Below are 17787 nucleotides of genomic sequence, written 5' to 3' on the forward strand. Positions count from 1 at the left end.
TGCATAGCAACTGCCCACTTAGCCAGAAATATACGATTCCATTTGGCCAATTACTTACCTATAAAAAAAGAGCACCTGATGGTGCTCTTTTTCTGTTTTCCCGAAAAAGGAAAAGCTTATACTTTCTCTACGTTGGCAGCCTGAAGACCTTTCTGGCCCTGCTCAACGTCAAAGGTCACAGCCTGACCTTCAGCGAGAGTTTTGAAACCGTCACCAATGATGGCACGGAAGTGAACGAAAACGTCTGGACCGCCGTTATCCTGAGCGATAAAGCCAAAGCCTTTCTCTTCACTGAACCACTTTACCGTTCCGGTCGATTTAGACATGCAATGTCTCCTGAATATTTCTATAAAAATGCGTTGTACACGCGTTAAGCCAATGTGTAGTCACATCTTCATATATCTATTTAAGAGTAAAGCAATCAAAGCAGCATAACTTAAACTAAGAAGTGGTGTGACGATCAGGAAGTACTCAAAAAGTAAAACGATTTTTCGTTCTTCTCAATAATGGCCAATAGGAACTCTAATAGCTGTCCGAAGGGATGTCAAAGATTTTATCAAGTTTGTGAAAAACAAATTATCGGAGGAATTTTAACCACAAATCAGGGGTTGGAAGAGCCGCTTGGATAAGAAATTAATGCTTTGATTTATATAGTGTTTGTTACTTTTTGTTGACTGTTTTTCGCACTCTTGATTGGCAGTAACAGGTCATGGGTAATTGGAATAAAGTGACTGGACGATTGAATCAGGGAAGATGCTGTCAGCGCCTCAACACTGTAGACCTCAGTTTGCCGACCAAAATCCTGCTGCACCTTTTGCAATAGCAGGTCAAAGTCACCATCACCGGAAGCGAGGGCAATGGTATCGACCTCGGGTGCCCAGCTCATAACATCCAGTGTTATCCCGACATCCCAGTCCCCCTTTGAGGTGCCATCGCTTCTTTGAATATAGGGTTTCAGCTTTACTTCAAAGCCAATGGCTCGAAGAATGTCCTGGAATTGCCGCTGTTTTGGATCTCCGCGATCAATCGCGTAGGCGATGGCCTTGGTGATCTTTCTGTCTTTACTGACGAGTGCCCAGAATGCGTTGTAATCAAAGTGACTGTTATAGAACTGTCGGGTGGTGTAATAGATGTTCTGCACATCAACAAACAGCGCAACATGCTTTTCAGTCATAGGTTCTGGTCTCCCCGCGTTTGTTTGCCGCCTGTCTTATGATGATGGTGGCTGATGCTTTCTGGGCAAGATAAAGCAGTCCGCCAATGGAAAGAATCGATGCTATCACCACGACGATAACGGACAGATTACCTTGCGTCGGGTTGTTCAGTAAAGAGATCAGGTCTCTTGCCTGCATGCCTGCCCAAAGGGCAAACAGCGTTCTGGGTAACATGCCAATAAAGCCAGCGATCAGGAATGCAGGAAGGCGGATACCAATCGCGGGTAACACCAGGTTCATTAATGAAAAGGGCAGCACCGGGGAAATCCGGGTCAGAACGACCAGCGGCCACTGATGATGTTTCAGCTCCTCAAGCATCAGATGTATTCGGGAGTTCGGCGGGAGTGTTCGCATCAGCTTCCCATGATCCAGTGATTTCCCGACCAGATAACCGAGGACAGACGCTGCCGGGTAGGAAATCAGGATATAGAAAAGTGCTGTCCACCCCAGAAAATAGCCACTGATCAGGGCAATCAGCGTAGACGGTGTCAGGGCCAGCGCCATGGTCAGGGCGCTGGCTGAAAAGAGCCAGGCCCACTGGCTGATGGATAGCGTGGAAAGCATGTCCTGCCAGGTGATCGACAGTGTGGTGACCAGGGTGCTGCCAAAGAGGGAGGTAATACTGAGCAGGCCCATCAGTGAGAGTATCTGACGATTCTTTCTGAAAAAAGAGCCTCGCAAGAAAGCGCTACGAAACAATAAGCAATTCACTGGAAAAGACTGGCCGCTGCCTGTAAAACCCACAAGCATAATGGCTACGACAGAGAAGAGGCAATAATGCGTGGATAATTTCAGCGAGAGCCTGATCGTTTGTTGAGTTTTCGCTGCAGTGTCCTGCGGTGCATGCCCAGGCTTCGGGCGGCGGCAGAGATATTGCCATTGTGCTCCAGAAGGACTTTTTGCAGATACTCCCATTCCAGCTGGTAAACCGGCATTCTTGTTTCCGGGATGACAGGGCCGGGTTCATGAGGCCGCTGGCTGATATTGAGTGCCGAGAGTATCTGCAAGGTATCGACCGGCTTGCAGAGATAGTCTTTAGCCCCAAGTTTGATGGCGCTGACTGCGGTGGCAATGCTGGCATACCCGGTTAGTACGATGATCTCAATATCTGGATTGACGTTGCGTAACAGTGAAATAAGCCGGAGGCCACTCTCACTGCCGATTTTCAGATCAACAACCGCACTGGCCGGGCGGTGTTGTTGTTGCAGGGTGGTCGCCTTACTAATGGTGTCTGCCGTAATGGGGTTGAACCCCCTTTTTCTGAGAGAGGTGGCAAGGGTGTGTAACAGGATCTGGTCATCATCGGCAATCAAGATAGTCGATAACTCCAGAGCTTTTCCGGGGTTCATCGTCGCTTTACGGTTCCTGTTCTGGTTGGCTGAGGATGGGGAGTTGGACTTCAATCAAGCTTCCCCCGCAGGTCAGGGGGCGCATCTGTATCAGACCTCCCAGCCGTTCAATACTGGCCTGGCTGAGTAGCAAACCAATCCCGAGGCCATCTTCTTTTAAGCTATAAGGCGTCCTTGATAAGGTGGTTGGGTTCCCTTCTTTTATAGGGGCTGAGCTTTTTTTGGGTCTGCATTGCGGGAAGCCCGCACCTTTATCCAGAATCTGCAGGGTCAGGTTTTGGCGGTTCTGCATCACGTGCAGTGACACCTGGCCCGGGCTGGCATCTTCTGCATTATCAAGTAATGACGTGATTGCCTGATACAGTGTCAGATCACAGGGAATAGATACTGAAACAGGCCATTGAGCGGCGTTGTAACAAAGCTCGGATTCAGGTCTGATCAGCTGCCATTTTTGGATGACTTTAGTCAGAAAATCCTGGCTATCGATACTCTCAATACCTTTATATTGGCTTTCCGATACCAACTGTTGCAGCCTTTTCTTGCATTCATCGATCTGATCCCGGAGAAATATCAAGCGCTCAGCCAGTGCGCTGCCCTGGTATTCCTCCTGCAGATCCCTGAGCACAATGGCCATTGTGGTGAGTGGCGTTCCCAGTTCATGGGCTGCACCCGCTGCCTGAAGGGCAATGGCAAGAATGCTTTCATCTCTCAGTTGACGTTCTCTGCTGATGGCTATATCCCTTTGCTGTTTTCTCAGGGCTGAGGCCATCAGTTCGACAAAGTAATTGATCAGAAAGGCACTCAGCACAAACGTTAGCCACATGCCAAGCAAATGAATGTCGATCATCAGCTGCTGTTCTGGCAAGTGAAGCATCGAACCAGGGCCGGATGGAACGTACCATTTCATCAGCAGGGTATAGAGCAGCGTTGCAGTGAATGTCACGCCCCAGCTGTATTTGCCCGGCAGCAGTGCAGCGCCGATACAGACAGTGATCAAATAGGTCGATACCAGTGGGTTGGTATAACCACCACTAAAGAATAACAGCGTACTCTGGGAGAGAAGGTCCAGCAGCAGTTGAACAAAGAACTCCTGATCGCAGACATGGCTTTTGATCGCATGTAACCGAATGATAGTACCAATAATCATCAGCAAGGCGATGAAACCGGCCAGAACAAGGCCGGTGATCTGGATGTCAAAATGGCGGCTGGCCAGGAAAAAGGCCATACCCTCAACCGCAATCAGGGTTCCACGGAGCCAGCACAGGCGCTTGAGGTTTTCTGCACCAATCGAGAGGTTGGGTATTGTGTTCGTCGTCATTAAGTAGTTAATCAAATGAAATCATATTGAATACCCTTAGACTCGAAAATTGGTTTTTTTATCCCGGTCAGGGATTTTCCACGTCATCCTCTGCATCTGTGCTCTCAATGGAAACCGAAATACTCTTTAGCTTTAATGAATGAATGGTCTTCCGATCACAAAGCAGCTCATCTGTCTGGGTGCAAAGAGTTTCTGCCTCTGCTTTCTGAGCAACGATTTTGTCTCGCAATGCGTTTTCACCCTCAGAGTTGCGATAACCCATTTCCATTAACAGGTCACCGAGTGACGTCACGATGAGCGAATGCATGTTGATCATTGGGAAATAAGAGTCTTTTCCCGAAAGGATTTCTTCCTGCACCGCTTTCTTATGCCATTCCATCTCCTTATGGATAAACTGCTTACTGATTTCTTCCTGTTTAATTTTCAGTTCTTCCATAGTACTGGTATTTTCAAGCTGCATCAGTTCATCATACGCAATGGATTGCCTGACCAGGCCCGCACAATCAGTCATGTATTGTTCAGAGAATGCCAAGCGACTGATTGCTTTATTAATGGCAACAGAGAGATTGGGGTACTTTTGCGAGCAGGCATTCAACGTCTTGATGACCGATTGACAAAACCATATAGACTTCTGGTAAGGAGCCAAAAAAAACTTCGCTTCCCGTAACGATTTGTTCAACATCTCCTCATTTTCAATGCTTTCTGGGGAGTCATCGTTATCTCTCTGATCCTTCCTTATCTGAGAAATTATTGCCTCATACTTCGTTTCGATAAGCTCAGTCCCTTGCAGGATGGGTAGTTCGGTATCAGCAGGTCTGATGAGAAGCAGGTCATCATCGTTCGTCGGTGAAGGTGCATAAACGGAAGAGACATAAGCTGCCTGGGGAACCTGGCCAGTTTCGATGATAGGGTGCTGCAATAAATCATGGCCGACATAATCTTTGTATTCAAGGAGCTGCTCGTCTGAGATTGACAGGTCGAAGCCATAATATGATACAGTTAAATTGTTAAAATCATTGATATTGTAAAGGGGCTGGCTTTTCTTGCTCAATGATCCATTCATATCATCCCCGGGCATAAGGAAAAATCCAGATTTTGCTAATTCAGCTATACGTTCATCAGATAATTGAGGATGCCTAGACGTATTGAAATGATAAAACGATTGACGCCTGTTCTGCTCACCAACCTCTCCAAGCGTTTGGTATTTATTGTCACTAACCAAGACAGCAACCCTGCTTTTCGCCAGTGTTTTCAGGGAGATTGTTTCACAGCGGTTAAAAAACTCAGCGGGCATAAATCGAATATTCGGATTGAGGCGAACTATTTCCGTGTCTATCGTTTTGAGCACGCGCTTATAATCAAAACCTCTAAATAAATACTCGTCACCATAATAATAAGAATAACTGGGTATAAACGGAATGGCAAAGTAGGCTGCTTTGACTGGCACCTGAAACAATTTAATAACATGATCTCGGTCATGCGGTTTCTCCCTGTGCGCTTGACCCTCCGTAAAATTGTCATCAGGTATGCTAAAGGGCTTGCCAAAAGTGGTGCAATTGGCAAACAGGCTGACATTCATTTTCATTTCCATCTGTTGCTATTGTATGTTGAGACTTGACAGGAGTTTTCCCGGGAGGCTGTCCTGTTTTCCGTCTTCTTAGACACTGGTTATCGTTAAATAGTTCTTGTCCAAAAACGCAATTCTCGGTCAGCCTCCTGGCTCGCTCCTTTATCCAGAATCTGTAGGGTCAGGGATTTTCAACGTCATCCTCAGCATCTGTGCTCTCAAAGGGAAACCGAAATACTCTTTAGCTTTAATGAATGAATGGCCTTCCGATCAGAAAGCAGCTCATCTGTCTGGGTACAAATAGTTTTTGCCTCTGCTTTCTGAGCAACGATTTTGTCTCGCAATGCGTTTTCGCCTGGTGAGTTGCGATAACCCATTTCCATTAACAGGTCACTGAGTGATGTCATGATGAGCAAATGCATGTTGATCATTTGGAAAAAAGAGTCTTTTCCCGAAAGGATTTTTTCCTGCGCCGCTTTCTTATGCCATTCCATCTCCTTATGGATAAACTGCTTACTGATTTCTTCCTGTTTGATTTTCAGTTCTTCCATCGTACTGGTATTTTCAAGCTGCATCAGTTCATCATACACAATGGCTTGCCTGACCAGGCCCGCACAATCAGTCATGTATTGTTCGGAGAATGCCAATCGACTGATTGCTCTATTAATGGCAACAGAGAGATCGGGGTGCTCTTGCGGGTAGGCATTCAACGTCTCGATGGCCGATTGACAAAAGAGTATAGACTCCTGGTAAGGAACCATAAAAAACTTCGCTTCCCGTAACAATTTGATCAACACCTCCTCATTTTTAAGAGGTGTTGGTTGACCAACGTTATTAGCCAGATCAATCGTTATCCGGGTAATTATTGCCTTATACTTCGTTTCGATAAGCTCAGTCCCTTGCAGCATCGGTAGTTTGGTATCAGCAGGCCTGATGAGAAGCAGGTGATTATCGTTCGTCGGTGAATAAACGGAAGAGACATAAGCAGCCTGGGCAACCTGGCCAGTTTCGATGATAGGGTGCTGCAATAAATCATGGCCGACTAAATGTTTGTATTCAGGAAGCTGCTCGCCTGAGATTAACTGGTCGAAACAATGATATTTTTCACTGAAACCATCAATATCATTGATATTGAAAACGGGATGGCTTTCTCTACTAAATGCTCCACTCAAATCATCCCCGGGCACAAGGAAAAATCCAAGTTTTGCTAATTCAGCTATACGTTCATCAGATAATTCAGGATGCCTGGGCGTATTGGAATGATAAAACGATTGACGCCTGCTCTGCTCACCAACCTCTCCGAGCGTTTGGTATTTATGGTCACTAACCAAGACAGCAACCTTCCTGTTCGCCAGTATTTTCAGGGGGATTGTTGCACAGCGGCTAAAAATCTCAGCGGGCATAAATCGGAGATCCGGATTGAGGCGGATCATTTCTGTGTCTACCACTTCGAGCGTATGCGCAAAATCATAATCTCCAGATAAATACCTAAACTTATAATTATTATAAGGCTCAGGCACAAACCGATTGGCAAAGTAGGCTGTTTTGACTGGCACCCGAATCAATTTAATAAGATGACTTCGGTCATGCCGCATCTCCCTATGCCCTTCACCCTTCGTAAAATTGTAATGAGGTGTGCTGCAGGTATTGGGCACGCCAAAAGTGGTGCCATTGGGAAACAGGTTGATATTCATTTTCATCCCCATCTGTTGCTATTTATGTTGAGACTTAACAGGAGTTTTCCCGGGAGGCTGTTCTGTTTTCCGTCGCCTTGGACACTGGCTATCGTTAAATAGTTCTTGTCCAAAAACGCAATCCGCTCCTTTATCCAGAGTCTGTAGGGTCAGGGATTTTCAACGTCATCCTCTGCATCTGCGCTCTCAATGGAAACCCAAATACTCTTTAGCTTTAATGAATGAATGGTCTTCCGATCAGAAAGCAGCTCATCTGTCTGGGCACAAAGAGTTTCTGCCTCTGCTTTCCGAGCAACGATTTTGTCTCGCAATGCGTTTTCGCCTGGTGAGTTGCGATAACCCATTTCCATTAACAGGTCACTGAGTGATGTCATGATGAGCAAATGCATGTTGATCATTTGGAAAAAAGAGTCTTTTCCCGAAAGGATTTTTTCCTGCGCCGCTTTCTTATGCCATTCCATCTCCTTATGGATAAACTGCTTACTGATTTCTTCCTGTTTGATTTTCAGTTCTTCCATCGTACTGGTATTTTCAAGCTGCATCAGTTCATCATACACAATGGCTTGCCTGACCAGGCCCGCACAATCAGTCATGTATTGTTCGGAGAATGCCAATCGACGGATTGCTTTATTAATGGCAACAGAGAGATCGGGGTGCTCTTGCGGGTAGGCATTCAACGTCTCGATGGCCGATTGACAAAACTGTATAGACTCCTGGTAAGGAACCATAAAAAACTTCGCTTCCCGTAACAATTTGATCAACACCTCCTCATTTTTAAGAGGTGTTGGTTGACCAACGTTATTAGCCAGATCAATCGTTATCCGGGTAATTATTGCCTTATACTTCGTTTCGATAAGCTCAGTCCCTTGCAGCATGGGTAGTTTGGTATCAGCAGGCCTGATGAGAAACAGGTGATTTTTGTTCGTCGGTGAATAAACGGAAGAGACATAAGCTGCCTGGGAAACCTGGCCAGTTTCGATGATGGGGTACTGCAATAAATCGCCGACTAAATGTTTGTATTCAGGATATTTGTATTCAGGGAGCTGCTCGTCTGAGATTAACAGGTCGAAGCAATGAGAACTTACACTGAAATCGTCAATACCATTGATATTGAAAACGGGATGTCTTTCTCTACTAAATTCTCCATTCACATAATCCCCGGGCACAAGGAAAAATCCAAGTTTTGCTAATTCAGCTATACGTTCATCAGATAATTCAGGATGCCTGGGCGTATTGGAATGATAAAATGATTGACGCCTGTTCTGCTCACCAACCTCTCCGAGCGTTTGGTATTTATTGTCACTAACCACGACAGCAACCTTCCTGTTCGCCAGTATTTCCAGGGGGATTGCTTCACAGCGGCTAAAAATCTCAGCGGGCATAAATCGGAGATCCGGATTGAGGCGGATCATTTCTATGTCTACCTTTTTTTTGAGCATGTACTCAAAATCAAAATCTCCAAATAAATACCTTGCCTTGCCATAAGGCCTGGGTATAAACGGAATGGCAAAGTAGGCTGTTTTGACTGGCACCCGCATCAATTTAATAAGATGACTTCGGTCATGCAGTTTCTCCCTATGCCCTTCACCCTCCGTAAAATTGTGATGAGGTCTGCTACAGGTATAGGGCACGCCAAAAGTGGTGCCATTGGCAAACAGGTTGATATTCATTTTCATCCCCATCTCTGCTATTTATGTTGAGACTTGACAGGAGTTTTCCCGGGAGGCTGTCCTGTTTTCCGTCTTCTTAGACACTGGTTATCGTTAAATAGTTCTTGTCCAAAAACGCAATCCGCTCCTTTATCCAGAGTCTGTAGGGTCAGGGATTTTCAACGTCATCCTCTGCATCTGCGCTCTCAATGGAAACCCAAATACTCTTTAGCTTTAATGAATGAATGGTCTTCCGATCAGAAAGCAGCTCATCTGTCTGGGCACAAAGAGTTTCTGCCTCTGCTTTCCGAGCAACGATTTTGTCTCTCAATGCGTTTTCGCCCGGTGAGTTGCGATAACCCATTTCCATTAACAGGTCACCGAGTGACGTCATGATGAGCGAATGCATGTTGATCATTGGGAAATACGAGTCTTTTCCCGAAAGGATTTCTTCCTGCACCGCTTTCTTATGCCATTCCACCTCCTTATGGATAAACTGCTTACTGATTTCTTCCTGTTTAATTTTCAGTTCTTCCATCGTACTGGTATTTTCAAGCTGCATCAGTTCATCATACACAATGGCTTGCCTGACCAGGCCCGCACAATCAGTCATGTATTGTTCGGAGAATGCCAATCGACAGATTGCTTTATTAATGGCAACAGAGAGATTGGGGTGCTCTTGCGGGTAGGCATTCAACGTCTCGATGGCCGATTGACAAAACCTTATAGACTCTTGGTAAGGAGCCATAAAAAACTCCGCTTCCCGTAACGATTTGACCACCCCCTCATTTTTAATACTTGTTGGTTGGCCAGCGTTAACGGCCCGATCAATCATTGCCTGATACTTCGTTTCGATAAGCTCAGTCCCTTGCAGCATGGGTAGTTTGGTATCAGCAGGCCTGATGAGAAACAGGTGATTTTTGTTCGTCGGTGAATAAACGGAAGAGACATAAGCTGCCTGGGAAATCTGACCAGTTTCGATGATGGGGTACTGCAATAAATCATGGCCGACTAAATGTTTGTATTCAGGGAGCTGCTCGTCTGAGATTAACAGGTCGAAGCAATGAAGTGATTCACCGAAAGTGCCGCTAAAATTGATATTGAAAACAGGCTGGCTTTCTTTCCTCAATAATTTAAATGTACTCATTCTTTCCCCCTCCCAGGGCATAAGGAAAAATCCAGGTTTTGCCAATTCAGCTATACGTTCATCACATAATTCAGGATGCCTGGGCGTATTGGAATAATAATAAAACGATTGACGCCTGTTCTGCTCACCAACCTCTCCGAGCGTTTGGTATTTATTGTCACTAACCACGACAGCAACCTTCCTGTCCGCCAGTATTTTCAGGGGGATTGCTTCACAGCGGCTAAAAATCTCAGCGGGCATAAATCGGAGATCCGGATTGAGGTGGATCATTTCTGTGTCGACCATTTTGAGCATACGCTCAAAATCAAAATCTCCAATTGAATTCCTTGTTTCGCCACAAGGCATGGGCATAAACGGATTGGCAAAGTAGGCTGTTTTGTCTGGCACCGGAATCGATTTAATAAGACGACTTCTGTCATGCAGTTTCTCCCTACACCCTTGACCCTCCGTAAACCTCTCAGGAGGGACACTGTAGGGCACGCCAAAAGTGGTGCCATTGGCAAACAGGTTGATATTCATTTTCATCCCCATCTGTTGCTATTTTGTTGAAACTTGACAGGAGTTTCCCCGGGAGGCTGTCCTGTTCTCCGTCTTCCTGGACGGCCATCGTCAAATAGTTCTTGTCCAAAAAGGCGACCCGTAGTCTAGCCCGGATATTTCATAAACGTGCTCCCGATCTCGCTTGTCCTTTGCCACTCTAAGGGAGTTTTGCTTAGTCGACCGTACTCCCCGGTACGGCGCTCCTTCACAAAATCCCTTAGAGCGACAAAGTCCTTCGCGATATTCGGGGCAGTTTATGAAATATCCGGGCTGGTGCATAAAAGCGTTAATACCCGTACACCACGTTCTGTTTCATGGGGTTAAGCCTGCAAAAAAAAACCTGCTGTGCAGCCAAGGCACAGCAGGTTTTTTTGCAGGAGGAATCTTACCGATCACGCTGTCAGGAAAATAAGGACACCTGGCAGAATGAAGAAGGCGATGAACAGATAGGCAAATGCATACATTCTGTTTCTGGCTGCCAGATCAGACAGTTTGTCAGCCATATACAGCGGGATCTCTCTCAGCCACTTGATCCCGTAAATCAGAACTACGGCACAGAGGTTAAAGAAGAAATGCACCATGGCGATGGTCAGTGCCGGCAGGGCCGCAGGACCGGTAATTGCCGTGGCAGCCAGCAGGGCGGTAATGGTTGTACCGATATTGGCACCCAGGGTGAAAGGGTACATCTGTCGTACAGTAAACAGACCATTGGCCACCATTGGAACCATCAGGCTGGTGGTGGTTGAGGACGACTGAACCATCACGGTCATGGTCATACCGGACAGAATGCCGCTGATCGGACCCCGGCCAATGGACTTGTGCAGGGCATCTTTGGCTTTACCCACCATGACCTTTTTGAGCAGCTTGCCCAGACGAACCACCGAGAAAAAGATCAGGACAATACCGATACCAATCATGGCAATACCTGCCAGTGTGCTGTCCGGCAGTACCGATACAAAACCTTTGACAATGTCTTCAGCCGGAGAGGTTAACGGGTCAATAAAATTCAGGCCTTTCATTGACATATTCTGACCGCCAACCAGCATGCTGGCTACCGATACAGAAAGCTTGCTCAAAACGCCTGTGAACAGCTCCAGAGGCAGAAGAATGAGAACCGCCAGCCAGTTAAAGAAGTCATGAACGGTAGAGGCGGCAAACGCCTGCTTGAACTCTTTATGGCAGCGAATATGACCAAGACTTACGATGGTGTTGGTGATGGTTGTGCCGATGTTGGCACCCATAATCATCGGGATGGCCAGGTGAACCGGCAGGCCGCCAGCGACCAGGCCGACAATAACAGAGGTGACTGTACTGGAAGATTGTACGAGCGCTGTCGCCAGTGTGCCCGCCAGCAGACCCATAACGGCATTGTTGGCAAAGCTGAACAGCTGTGCTGCGGCTTCACTACCACCCACCGCCATTTTAAAGCCGGAGCCGATGACACTAACAGCTACCAGCAGAGCGTAAATCCATAGAACAACGCGCAGCCAGATACGACCGTAATGTCGCGTGGTCATGGTTTCGAAATCAGCGCCCTGTGAAGAAGCAGATGTCATTTCAGACATAGAGAGTGCACCCCGGTGCATATAAAGTTGATGCTAAAAGTATCGAGTCTTTATTACAGTTTTATGACAACTTCTTCACAAACAATCAGCAGATTTTCTTTTTCGGGGGTTCATAACAGTCTGAAGCGCTCTCTTGATCGACCTGTTTTTGCAAAAAGTCGATCATATATTTTCTGTCTTCTTTCGGTTTTTCCCTGGCTCTGACGATCTCTTTATCCAACAGTTCTTGCGGTTTTTCCGGTTGGGACTTGAAGGTGGTGAGCTGGTGTTTTAACAGCCATCCTGCGATATAGGGATCACTGAACTCCAATGCTCTCTCCAGGATACGTGGCGCAAATGGTCGCAATTCCTCAAGGGATGCGCCTCCCACCTCTAATAACCAGTCTATTGGCTGGTGGGTGTAGATGGGCTCCACCACTTCTTCCCGGGAAAGATAGCCATCAAAATAACTGAGCAATGCCGAGGTGGCTTTACCGGGGTTCTGTTTGGCCTGGTGATTATCCATCAGCCATTGGGCTACCCGGGTATTATAATGGCTCATGGCCTGCTCAAATTGATGCTGGGCTTGCAGATTGGCTCCCTGATCAATCAGCCATCGGGCGTTGGCAAGATACCCGCAGTAAAGGGAGGTATTCAGAGCCTGGTTGAGCAGCGCAGCGGAGGCTTCGGGTGTCAGGCTTGCCCCATTGGCCAGCAGCCAGTCTGCCTGAATGGCCATATCGATATGAGTCTCAGCAATAACCTCCAGCAATGTTGTATTGATATCGTTGCTGAACGAGCCGATGCCCTGGGATCGCCTGTTGATTGATGGGGCGGTTGCTGTGGTGGTCAGGTGTTCTGTTATGTTGCCGGGCTGATTGGGATCTGACCGGGATTTCAGCTGGCGCAACGTTGTCATCGCTGTTTTGATATTTGCCCCGTTTTCCAGGCACCATTGTGCAGTTCTGGTATACCCCTGCAAAATAGCGTGGGGCAACAGCTTATCCAGTCTTTCGGATTCTGTCAGTTTCCTGAGTTCTTTACCCACCAGCGGTGTCAGCTCCAGATCCTTCCCGAACCGCCCTGAATTCTCGGCTTTACGCTGTTGGAGTTGCTGTAATTCACGACACTTTTCAAGCTGTGCAAACGCGGCATCCGGCAGATCGCTGGTTTCCCTGAGCCTGCCGACTTCCCTGGATTTAAGGTTTATTTTCGCGGTGACGACCGGATGCACTGGACCATCATCAAGTTCAGCCCAGAGTGTTTCTTTCATTGCCCAATTGACCAGAGTTTCATCATGCTTCCATTGTTGACCGGTCCGGCTGACATCAAACAATAACTGATCGTCGACCCATGGGTTAAGAATCCAGTCCTCCAGGGCCAGAAAATCACTGTGAATCTCTGCTCTGAGGCGCTGGTCAGGGATATACCGGTCACTGTAAGGTATGACCCGCTGATAAATTGACCTGACGGTAAATGCACTCTGTCGAACCTCCGCCTCCGGGTGATTATGGAGAGTTTCGGTTGGTGGCGGTGCTGGCAGATCCGTTTTGCTGGCAGGCGGAGGAGGTAGTTTTGGATGGGCGGGATGGGTGGTCAATGTGCGTGAAGTATTTACGACGGGGGCAGGTAATCTCTGGCCCGGCGGCGTTTGCCTGACGTAACAGTCAGAAGCGTGGCTTGGCTGTAAGCTAAACCCAAGGTATCCGGACATCCGGTTGGCTGGTACATGGCTCCCGATATTGTCAGCCCCCCTGCCGGGACTTGTGTTAACCTCTCCGGTGTGCTGCTGAAGATGGCCACTGCTGTTATGTTGATGAATACAGCCCTTGGCGGCCTGTCTGTAGTACTCTCTGGAGAGAGGGGCCTTGAAATGGGCGTTATCCACGTTTCCACCAGTTCTTTTACGGAAGCATATAAAATTGACCCGATATTCGAGATTAAGTTCCACATCGGTGGTCATCAAGTGAAGGATAAACGTTAGTTTAAATTAGAAGGGAAATGGGAATAGCCTCGCGAATAAACGAGCAGGCTATTCTTATAGTGGCTAGTGCAGCTAGGACATGGTTTCAATGAGTTTGACGGGTTGTCGTGCCCCCGCACTCCGTTCGTCCTGAGCCTGTCGAAGGGCGGAAACTCCGGACTCTGATAGATCGTGCCAAGCACCCTTCGTCCGTGCATCCTGAGCGGAGCCGAAGGACGCTCAGGGTGAACGGAGACTGTACACGTCAAACTCGTTGAAACCATGTACTGGTTTATTTCAGCAGGTCATCAAACAGCTGCACATTCACCAGCTCACCCGCTGGTTTATCACCGTCTTCTTCCGCCAGTACGATATAGCAGTCAGAATGACTCATGGTACTGAGAACTCCAGACCCCTGATGACCGGTTGACATAACCTGCAGTTCACCGGATTCCCGGTAAACCAGCTTTGCCCTCTGGAAATCCCGGCGTCCCGGGCGCTTTCTGAGCGGGGTTTCCGTCGCCAGTGTAAGCTCCACTTTTGGTTCCGGTTGCTGGTGCATCATATGGCGTAATGCTGGCGCGGCCAGCTGCTGGAAGGTGACGGTAGCCGATACCGGGTTACCGGGCAGGCCAAAGAAGACACTGTTCGGGAGCTGTCCAAAGGCAAACGGCTTGCCCGGTTTGATGGCCAGTTTCCAGAAGCCGGTTTCTCCCAGCTCATCAAGAATGTCTTTGGTGTAATCCGCATCGCCGACAGAAACGCCTCCGGAGCTGATCACTGCGTCAGCTTCCTGATCGGCTTGCAGAAAGGCTTCTCTTAACGCCGCTTTATCATCAGGAATTCTGCCAAGGTCGATGATGTCGACGGCCATTTTTTTCAGCATGGCTTTGATAACAAAACGATTACTGTCGTAAATATCACCCTGTTTCAGTGGCTCACCGGGCAGCTTTAATTCATCACCTGTGGAAAATACCGCAACTTTGACTTTCCGGTAGACCGTGACATTGGCAATACCCAGCGAGGCCAGCAGCCCGATATCCTGAGGGCGAACTCTCCGGCCCGGTGTGAACACCCGGGTGCCTTCCGGAATATCTTCCCCCGCTGTTCGGATATTGTTACCGGGCTGGTCCGGTTTCCGCAGAAATCGAATGCCTTGTTCTGTGGTTTCAGTCTGCTCCTGCATGACCACCACATCGGCACCTGCTGGAAGGCTGGCCCCGGTCATAATGCGGATACAATGTCCGGCGGGAATCTCCCCGGAAAAAGGGTGACCGGCCAGGGACTGGCCTGCCAGGGGTAAAGTATCACGGTTGTGCAAATCCTTCAGCGCCAGGGCATAACCATCCATGGCCGAGTTGTCATGGGAGGGCACATTGATGGGCGATACGATAGGCTCTGCGAGTACCCTGCCAAGGCTGTCTTCCAGGGCAACGGTCTCGGTTTCGGATACTGGCTTGACACTGCTGATCAGCGTTGCCAGGGCTGTTTCCAGCCTTATTAATCCATCAGTGGCACAGCAGTCACTCATGATTGCCCTCGTTCATTGACCATAGCGGGTGGAAAAAATAGCGTGTTTAACTCTCTGTGATGCCAGGTGGTGATGCAAGCTATTTTTCATGACAATAGTTTTCAATAAAGCTGGCAATATGTTCTGGGCTGTTGATATCCAGTTCTGCCAGATGACCAGGAAGGTTGATGCCGGGATTGCCATCCCAGGCGATGGCGATGATATGGGGGTCCTCAGTAAACAGGAAGGGCTTGTCATAATCACTGCGATGAAGCTCGATTTTAGCGATGGGAGCCTCACGAAAACCTTCCACCAGGATTAAATCCAGCTGATCCTGATTGAGAAGTTGCAGTTGCTCCTGCAGCTGTCGTTCATATCCATTCGGGTACTCGGTATAGCAAAGGGATCGACCAGGCATGCTCAACACCAGTTGACTGGCACCGGCATGGCGTAAACGGTAACTGTCTTTTCCCGGTGGGTCGGGTTCTATCCTGTGATGCGTGGCTTTGACCACACCGGTTCGAAGTCCCTGGCCTGCTAACAGTAGCAGTAGTTTCTCGATAAGCGTGGTTTTACCGGTACCGCTAAAGGCGGCGATACCAATAACCGGGATGGAGGCACTGATCTTTGGGGGTATCATCATAGAAGACATCTTTCGTTTTTTGCAACCTGCTCGTCCGGATATTTCATCAATCAAAAGGGGCCCATGGGCGGCAGGTTTACCGGGTAATCCAATAAAACAATAGTACCTGATAGCATGGTTTTTCGAGAAATAAGCAGGTAGGATTCACTGGGCTGTTGATAAAACGATCTCCCGGGAATTTTTTTTTAACAGTCAAATGAGGTTGTTTAACGTAGTGATTAAACTGAATTAACAAGCGAGCGCCGAGCTTCGGTACCTAATGGGTATGATCCTATGGACTGGAAGCCGCAGCCAGAGTGCGTATCACTGGCTGCCAGGGCTGTAAAAGAAACTTTGCAGCCTCCCGCGATTGGAAAGGTGTTCTATGCATTCTAATTTACCAGAGCTGCAGGACCGTCAGGGACGGAAATTCCCTTACTTGCGACTGTCAGTCACAGACTTGTGCAACTTTCGTTGCAATTACTGTTTGCCAGACGGCTGCCTTGACCATCATCACAGTGAAGCACTGACCATTGACGAAATACGTCGTCTGGTAATGGCTTTTGCTGCGGTCGGTGTGGAAAAAATTCGCCTGACCGGGGGGGAGCCTACCTTACGTCAGGACTTTTCCGACATTGTCAGAACCATCAAGCAGATCCCCGGCATAAAGAAGCTGGCCATGACCACCAACGGCTACAAAATGGACCAGCGGGTTATGGACTGGCTGGATGCGGGTATTGATGCCATCAATGTCAGTGTCGACAGTCTTGACCCCCGGGCCTTTGAGCTGATTACCGGCCACAACCGGCTGCGGGAAATTCTGGCCGGTATTCAACAGGCATTTGACCATGGTCTGCCATCCATCAAGGTGAATGCGGTGGCGATGAAAGGCATTAATGATGATGAACTTGATGTCTTTCTTGGCTGGATCCGGGATTATCCCGTCTCTTTTCGTTTTATCGAGTTGATGCAAACCGGGAACAATCAGGATTTTTTCCAGAAGCACCACTTCCCCGGAAAACAGATTCAGGAACTGCTCCTGGCGCGCGGCTGGGTAAGAAAAATGCGTCTGGCCGACGCCGGGCCTGCCCAGGAGTATTGCCACAGTGATTATGAAGGTACGGTTGGCTTGATTATGCCTTACAGCAAGGACTTCTGTAACGACTGTAATCGACTGAGGGTGACCAGTCTGGGGCAGCTCCAGCTTTGTCTGTTTGCTGAGTCCGGCATTGATCTGAGAGACCTTCTGCACAGCGATGATCAGCAGGAAGTGCTGGTGGCTCGAATTCGTGATTCCCTGCAGCTTAAAGACGACAGTCATTTCCTTGAGCAGGGCTGGACGGGTGGCACGGATAACCTTTCTCAGATGGGGGGGTAGTACACGGTTTCAATAAGTTTGACGTGTACAATCTCCGTTCACCCTGAGCGGATTCGAAGGGTGCTTGGCACGATCTATCAGAGTCTGGAGTTTCCGCCTTTAGGCCCTATGGGGCCTTCGACAGGCTCAGGACGAACGGAGTGCGGAGGCACGACAACCCATCAAACTCATCGAAACGATGACCAGTACACTACCAAATCAATTTATTGAATAAAGTCGAACATAACGTGTAGAGGGAACTTATTTTAATGAAACCCGACTAACTTGTGCCACGCAGCAACTTAGTGATGGG

At 48.1% G+C, this 17787-nt stretch carries 14 protein-coding genes and 1 riboswitch; of the genes, 1 reads left to right on the forward strand and 13 read right to left on the reverse strand.

The genetic code is table 11. The features are described from left to right. Positions 1-116: 116 nt before the first annotated feature. The 13 genes from ACO6UX_RS19680 to mobB all read right to left on the reverse strand — a co-directional run bounded on the left by ACO6UX_RS19680 (position 117) and on the right by mobB (position 16138). Complete coding sequence (locus ACO6UX_RS19680; protein ID WP_101745061.1) at positions 117-326, reverse strand: cold-shock protein; 210 nt, start codon at positions 324-326, stop codon at positions 117-119. Positions 327-646: 320 nt separating this feature from the next. Beyond that, a complete protein-coding gene (locus ACO6UX_RS19685) occupies positions 647-1174 on the reverse strand; it encodes an NYN domain-containing protein (protein WP_422450052.1) in 528 nt (175 codons plus the stop codon). Continuing rightward, positions 1167-1850 carry a TVP38/TMEM64 family protein gene (locus ACO6UX_RS19690; RefSeq protein WP_422450053.1) on the reverse strand — a complete coding sequence of 228 codons (684 nt, stop codon included), beginning with the start codon at positions 1848-1850 and terminating at the stop codon, positions 1167-1169. Before ACO6UX_RS19690 ends, ACO6UX_RS19685 begins: the two co-directional genes overlap by 8 nt. A gap of 155 nt (positions 1851-2005) precedes the next feature. Next, entirely contained in the window at positions 2006-2617 is a 612-nt protein-coding gene (locus ACO6UX_RS19695) for a response regulator transcription factor (protein ID WP_269675553.1), read from the reverse strand. Beyond that, positions 2571-3881 (reverse strand): ATP-binding protein, encoded by a 1311-nt coding sequence (locus ACO6UX_RS19700; protein ID WP_422450054.1) that lies wholly within the window; start codon positions 3879-3881, stop codon positions 2571-2573. The genes ACO6UX_RS19695 and ACO6UX_RS19700 overlap by 47 nt, the downstream gene beginning before the upstream one ends. 67 nt (positions 3882-3948) lie before the next feature. After that, complete coding sequence (locus ACO6UX_RS19705; protein WP_422450055.1) at positions 3949-5460, reverse strand: hypothetical protein; 1512 nt, start codon at positions 5458-5460, stop codon at positions 3949-3951. Positions 5461-5666: 206 nt separating this feature from the next. Further along, positions 5667-7142, reverse strand: coding sequence for a hypothetical protein (locus ACO6UX_RS19710; protein WP_422450056.1), 1476 nt, complete (start codon positions 7140-7142; stop codon positions 5667-5669). A gap of 149 nt (positions 7143-7291) precedes the next feature. Next, the gene (locus ACO6UX_RS19715; protein WP_422450057.1) at positions 7292-8812 is read right to left on the reverse strand and encodes a hypothetical protein; all 1521 of its coding nucleotides are present in this window, start codon (positions 8810-8812) and stop codon (positions 7292-7294) included. A gap of 148 nt (positions 8813-8960) precedes the next feature. Beyond that, entirely contained in the window at positions 8961-10457 is a 1497-nt protein-coding gene (locus ACO6UX_RS19720) for a hypothetical protein (RefSeq protein WP_422450058.1), read from the reverse strand. A gap of 413 nt (positions 10458-10870) precedes the next feature. Beyond that, positions 10871-12043 carry a Na/Pi symporter gene (locus tag ACO6UX_RS19725; protein ID WP_422450059.1) on the reverse strand — a complete coding sequence of 391 codons (1173 nt, stop codon included), beginning with the start codon at positions 12041-12043 and terminating at the stop codon, positions 10871-10873. Between the two features lie 85 nt (positions 12044-12128). Continuing rightward, the gene (locus ACO6UX_RS19730; protein WP_422450060.1) at positions 12129-13910 is read right to left on the reverse strand and encodes a hypothetical protein; all 1782 of its coding nucleotides are present in this window, start codon (positions 13908-13910) and stop codon (positions 12129-12131) included. Positions 13911-14277: 367 nt separating this feature from the next. Further along, positions 14278-15516 carry a molybdopterin molybdotransferase MoeA gene (gene moeA / locus ACO6UX_RS19735; protein WP_422450061.1) on the reverse strand — a complete coding sequence of 413 codons (1239 nt, stop codon included), beginning with the start codon at positions 15514-15516 and terminating at the stop codon, positions 14278-14280. A gap of 79 nt (positions 15517-15595) precedes the next feature. After that, entirely contained in the window at positions 15596-16138 is a 543-nt protein-coding gene (gene mobB / locus ACO6UX_RS19740; RefSeq protein ID WP_422450062.1) for a molybdopterin-guanine dinucleotide biosynthesis protein B, read from the reverse strand. Positions 16139-16366: 228 nt separating this feature from the next. Further along, positions 16367-16514, forward strand: a riboswitch (molybdenum cofactor riboswitch). On the opposite strand from mobB, the gene moaA reads away from it, so the two are divergent. Continuing rightward, entirely contained in the window at positions 16503-17495 is a 993-nt protein-coding gene (gene moaA / locus ACO6UX_RS19745; RefSeq protein WP_422450063.1) for a GTP 3',8-cyclase MoaA, read from the forward strand. (Overlaps the previous riboswitch by 12 nt.) The last annotated feature ends 292 nt before the right edge of the window (positions 17496-17787 follow it).

The organism is Endozoicomonas sp. ALB091, assembly GCF_049310265.1.
Lineage (GTDB): Bacteria > Pseudomonadota > Gammaproteobacteria > Pseudomonadales > Endozoicomonadaceae > Endozoicomonas.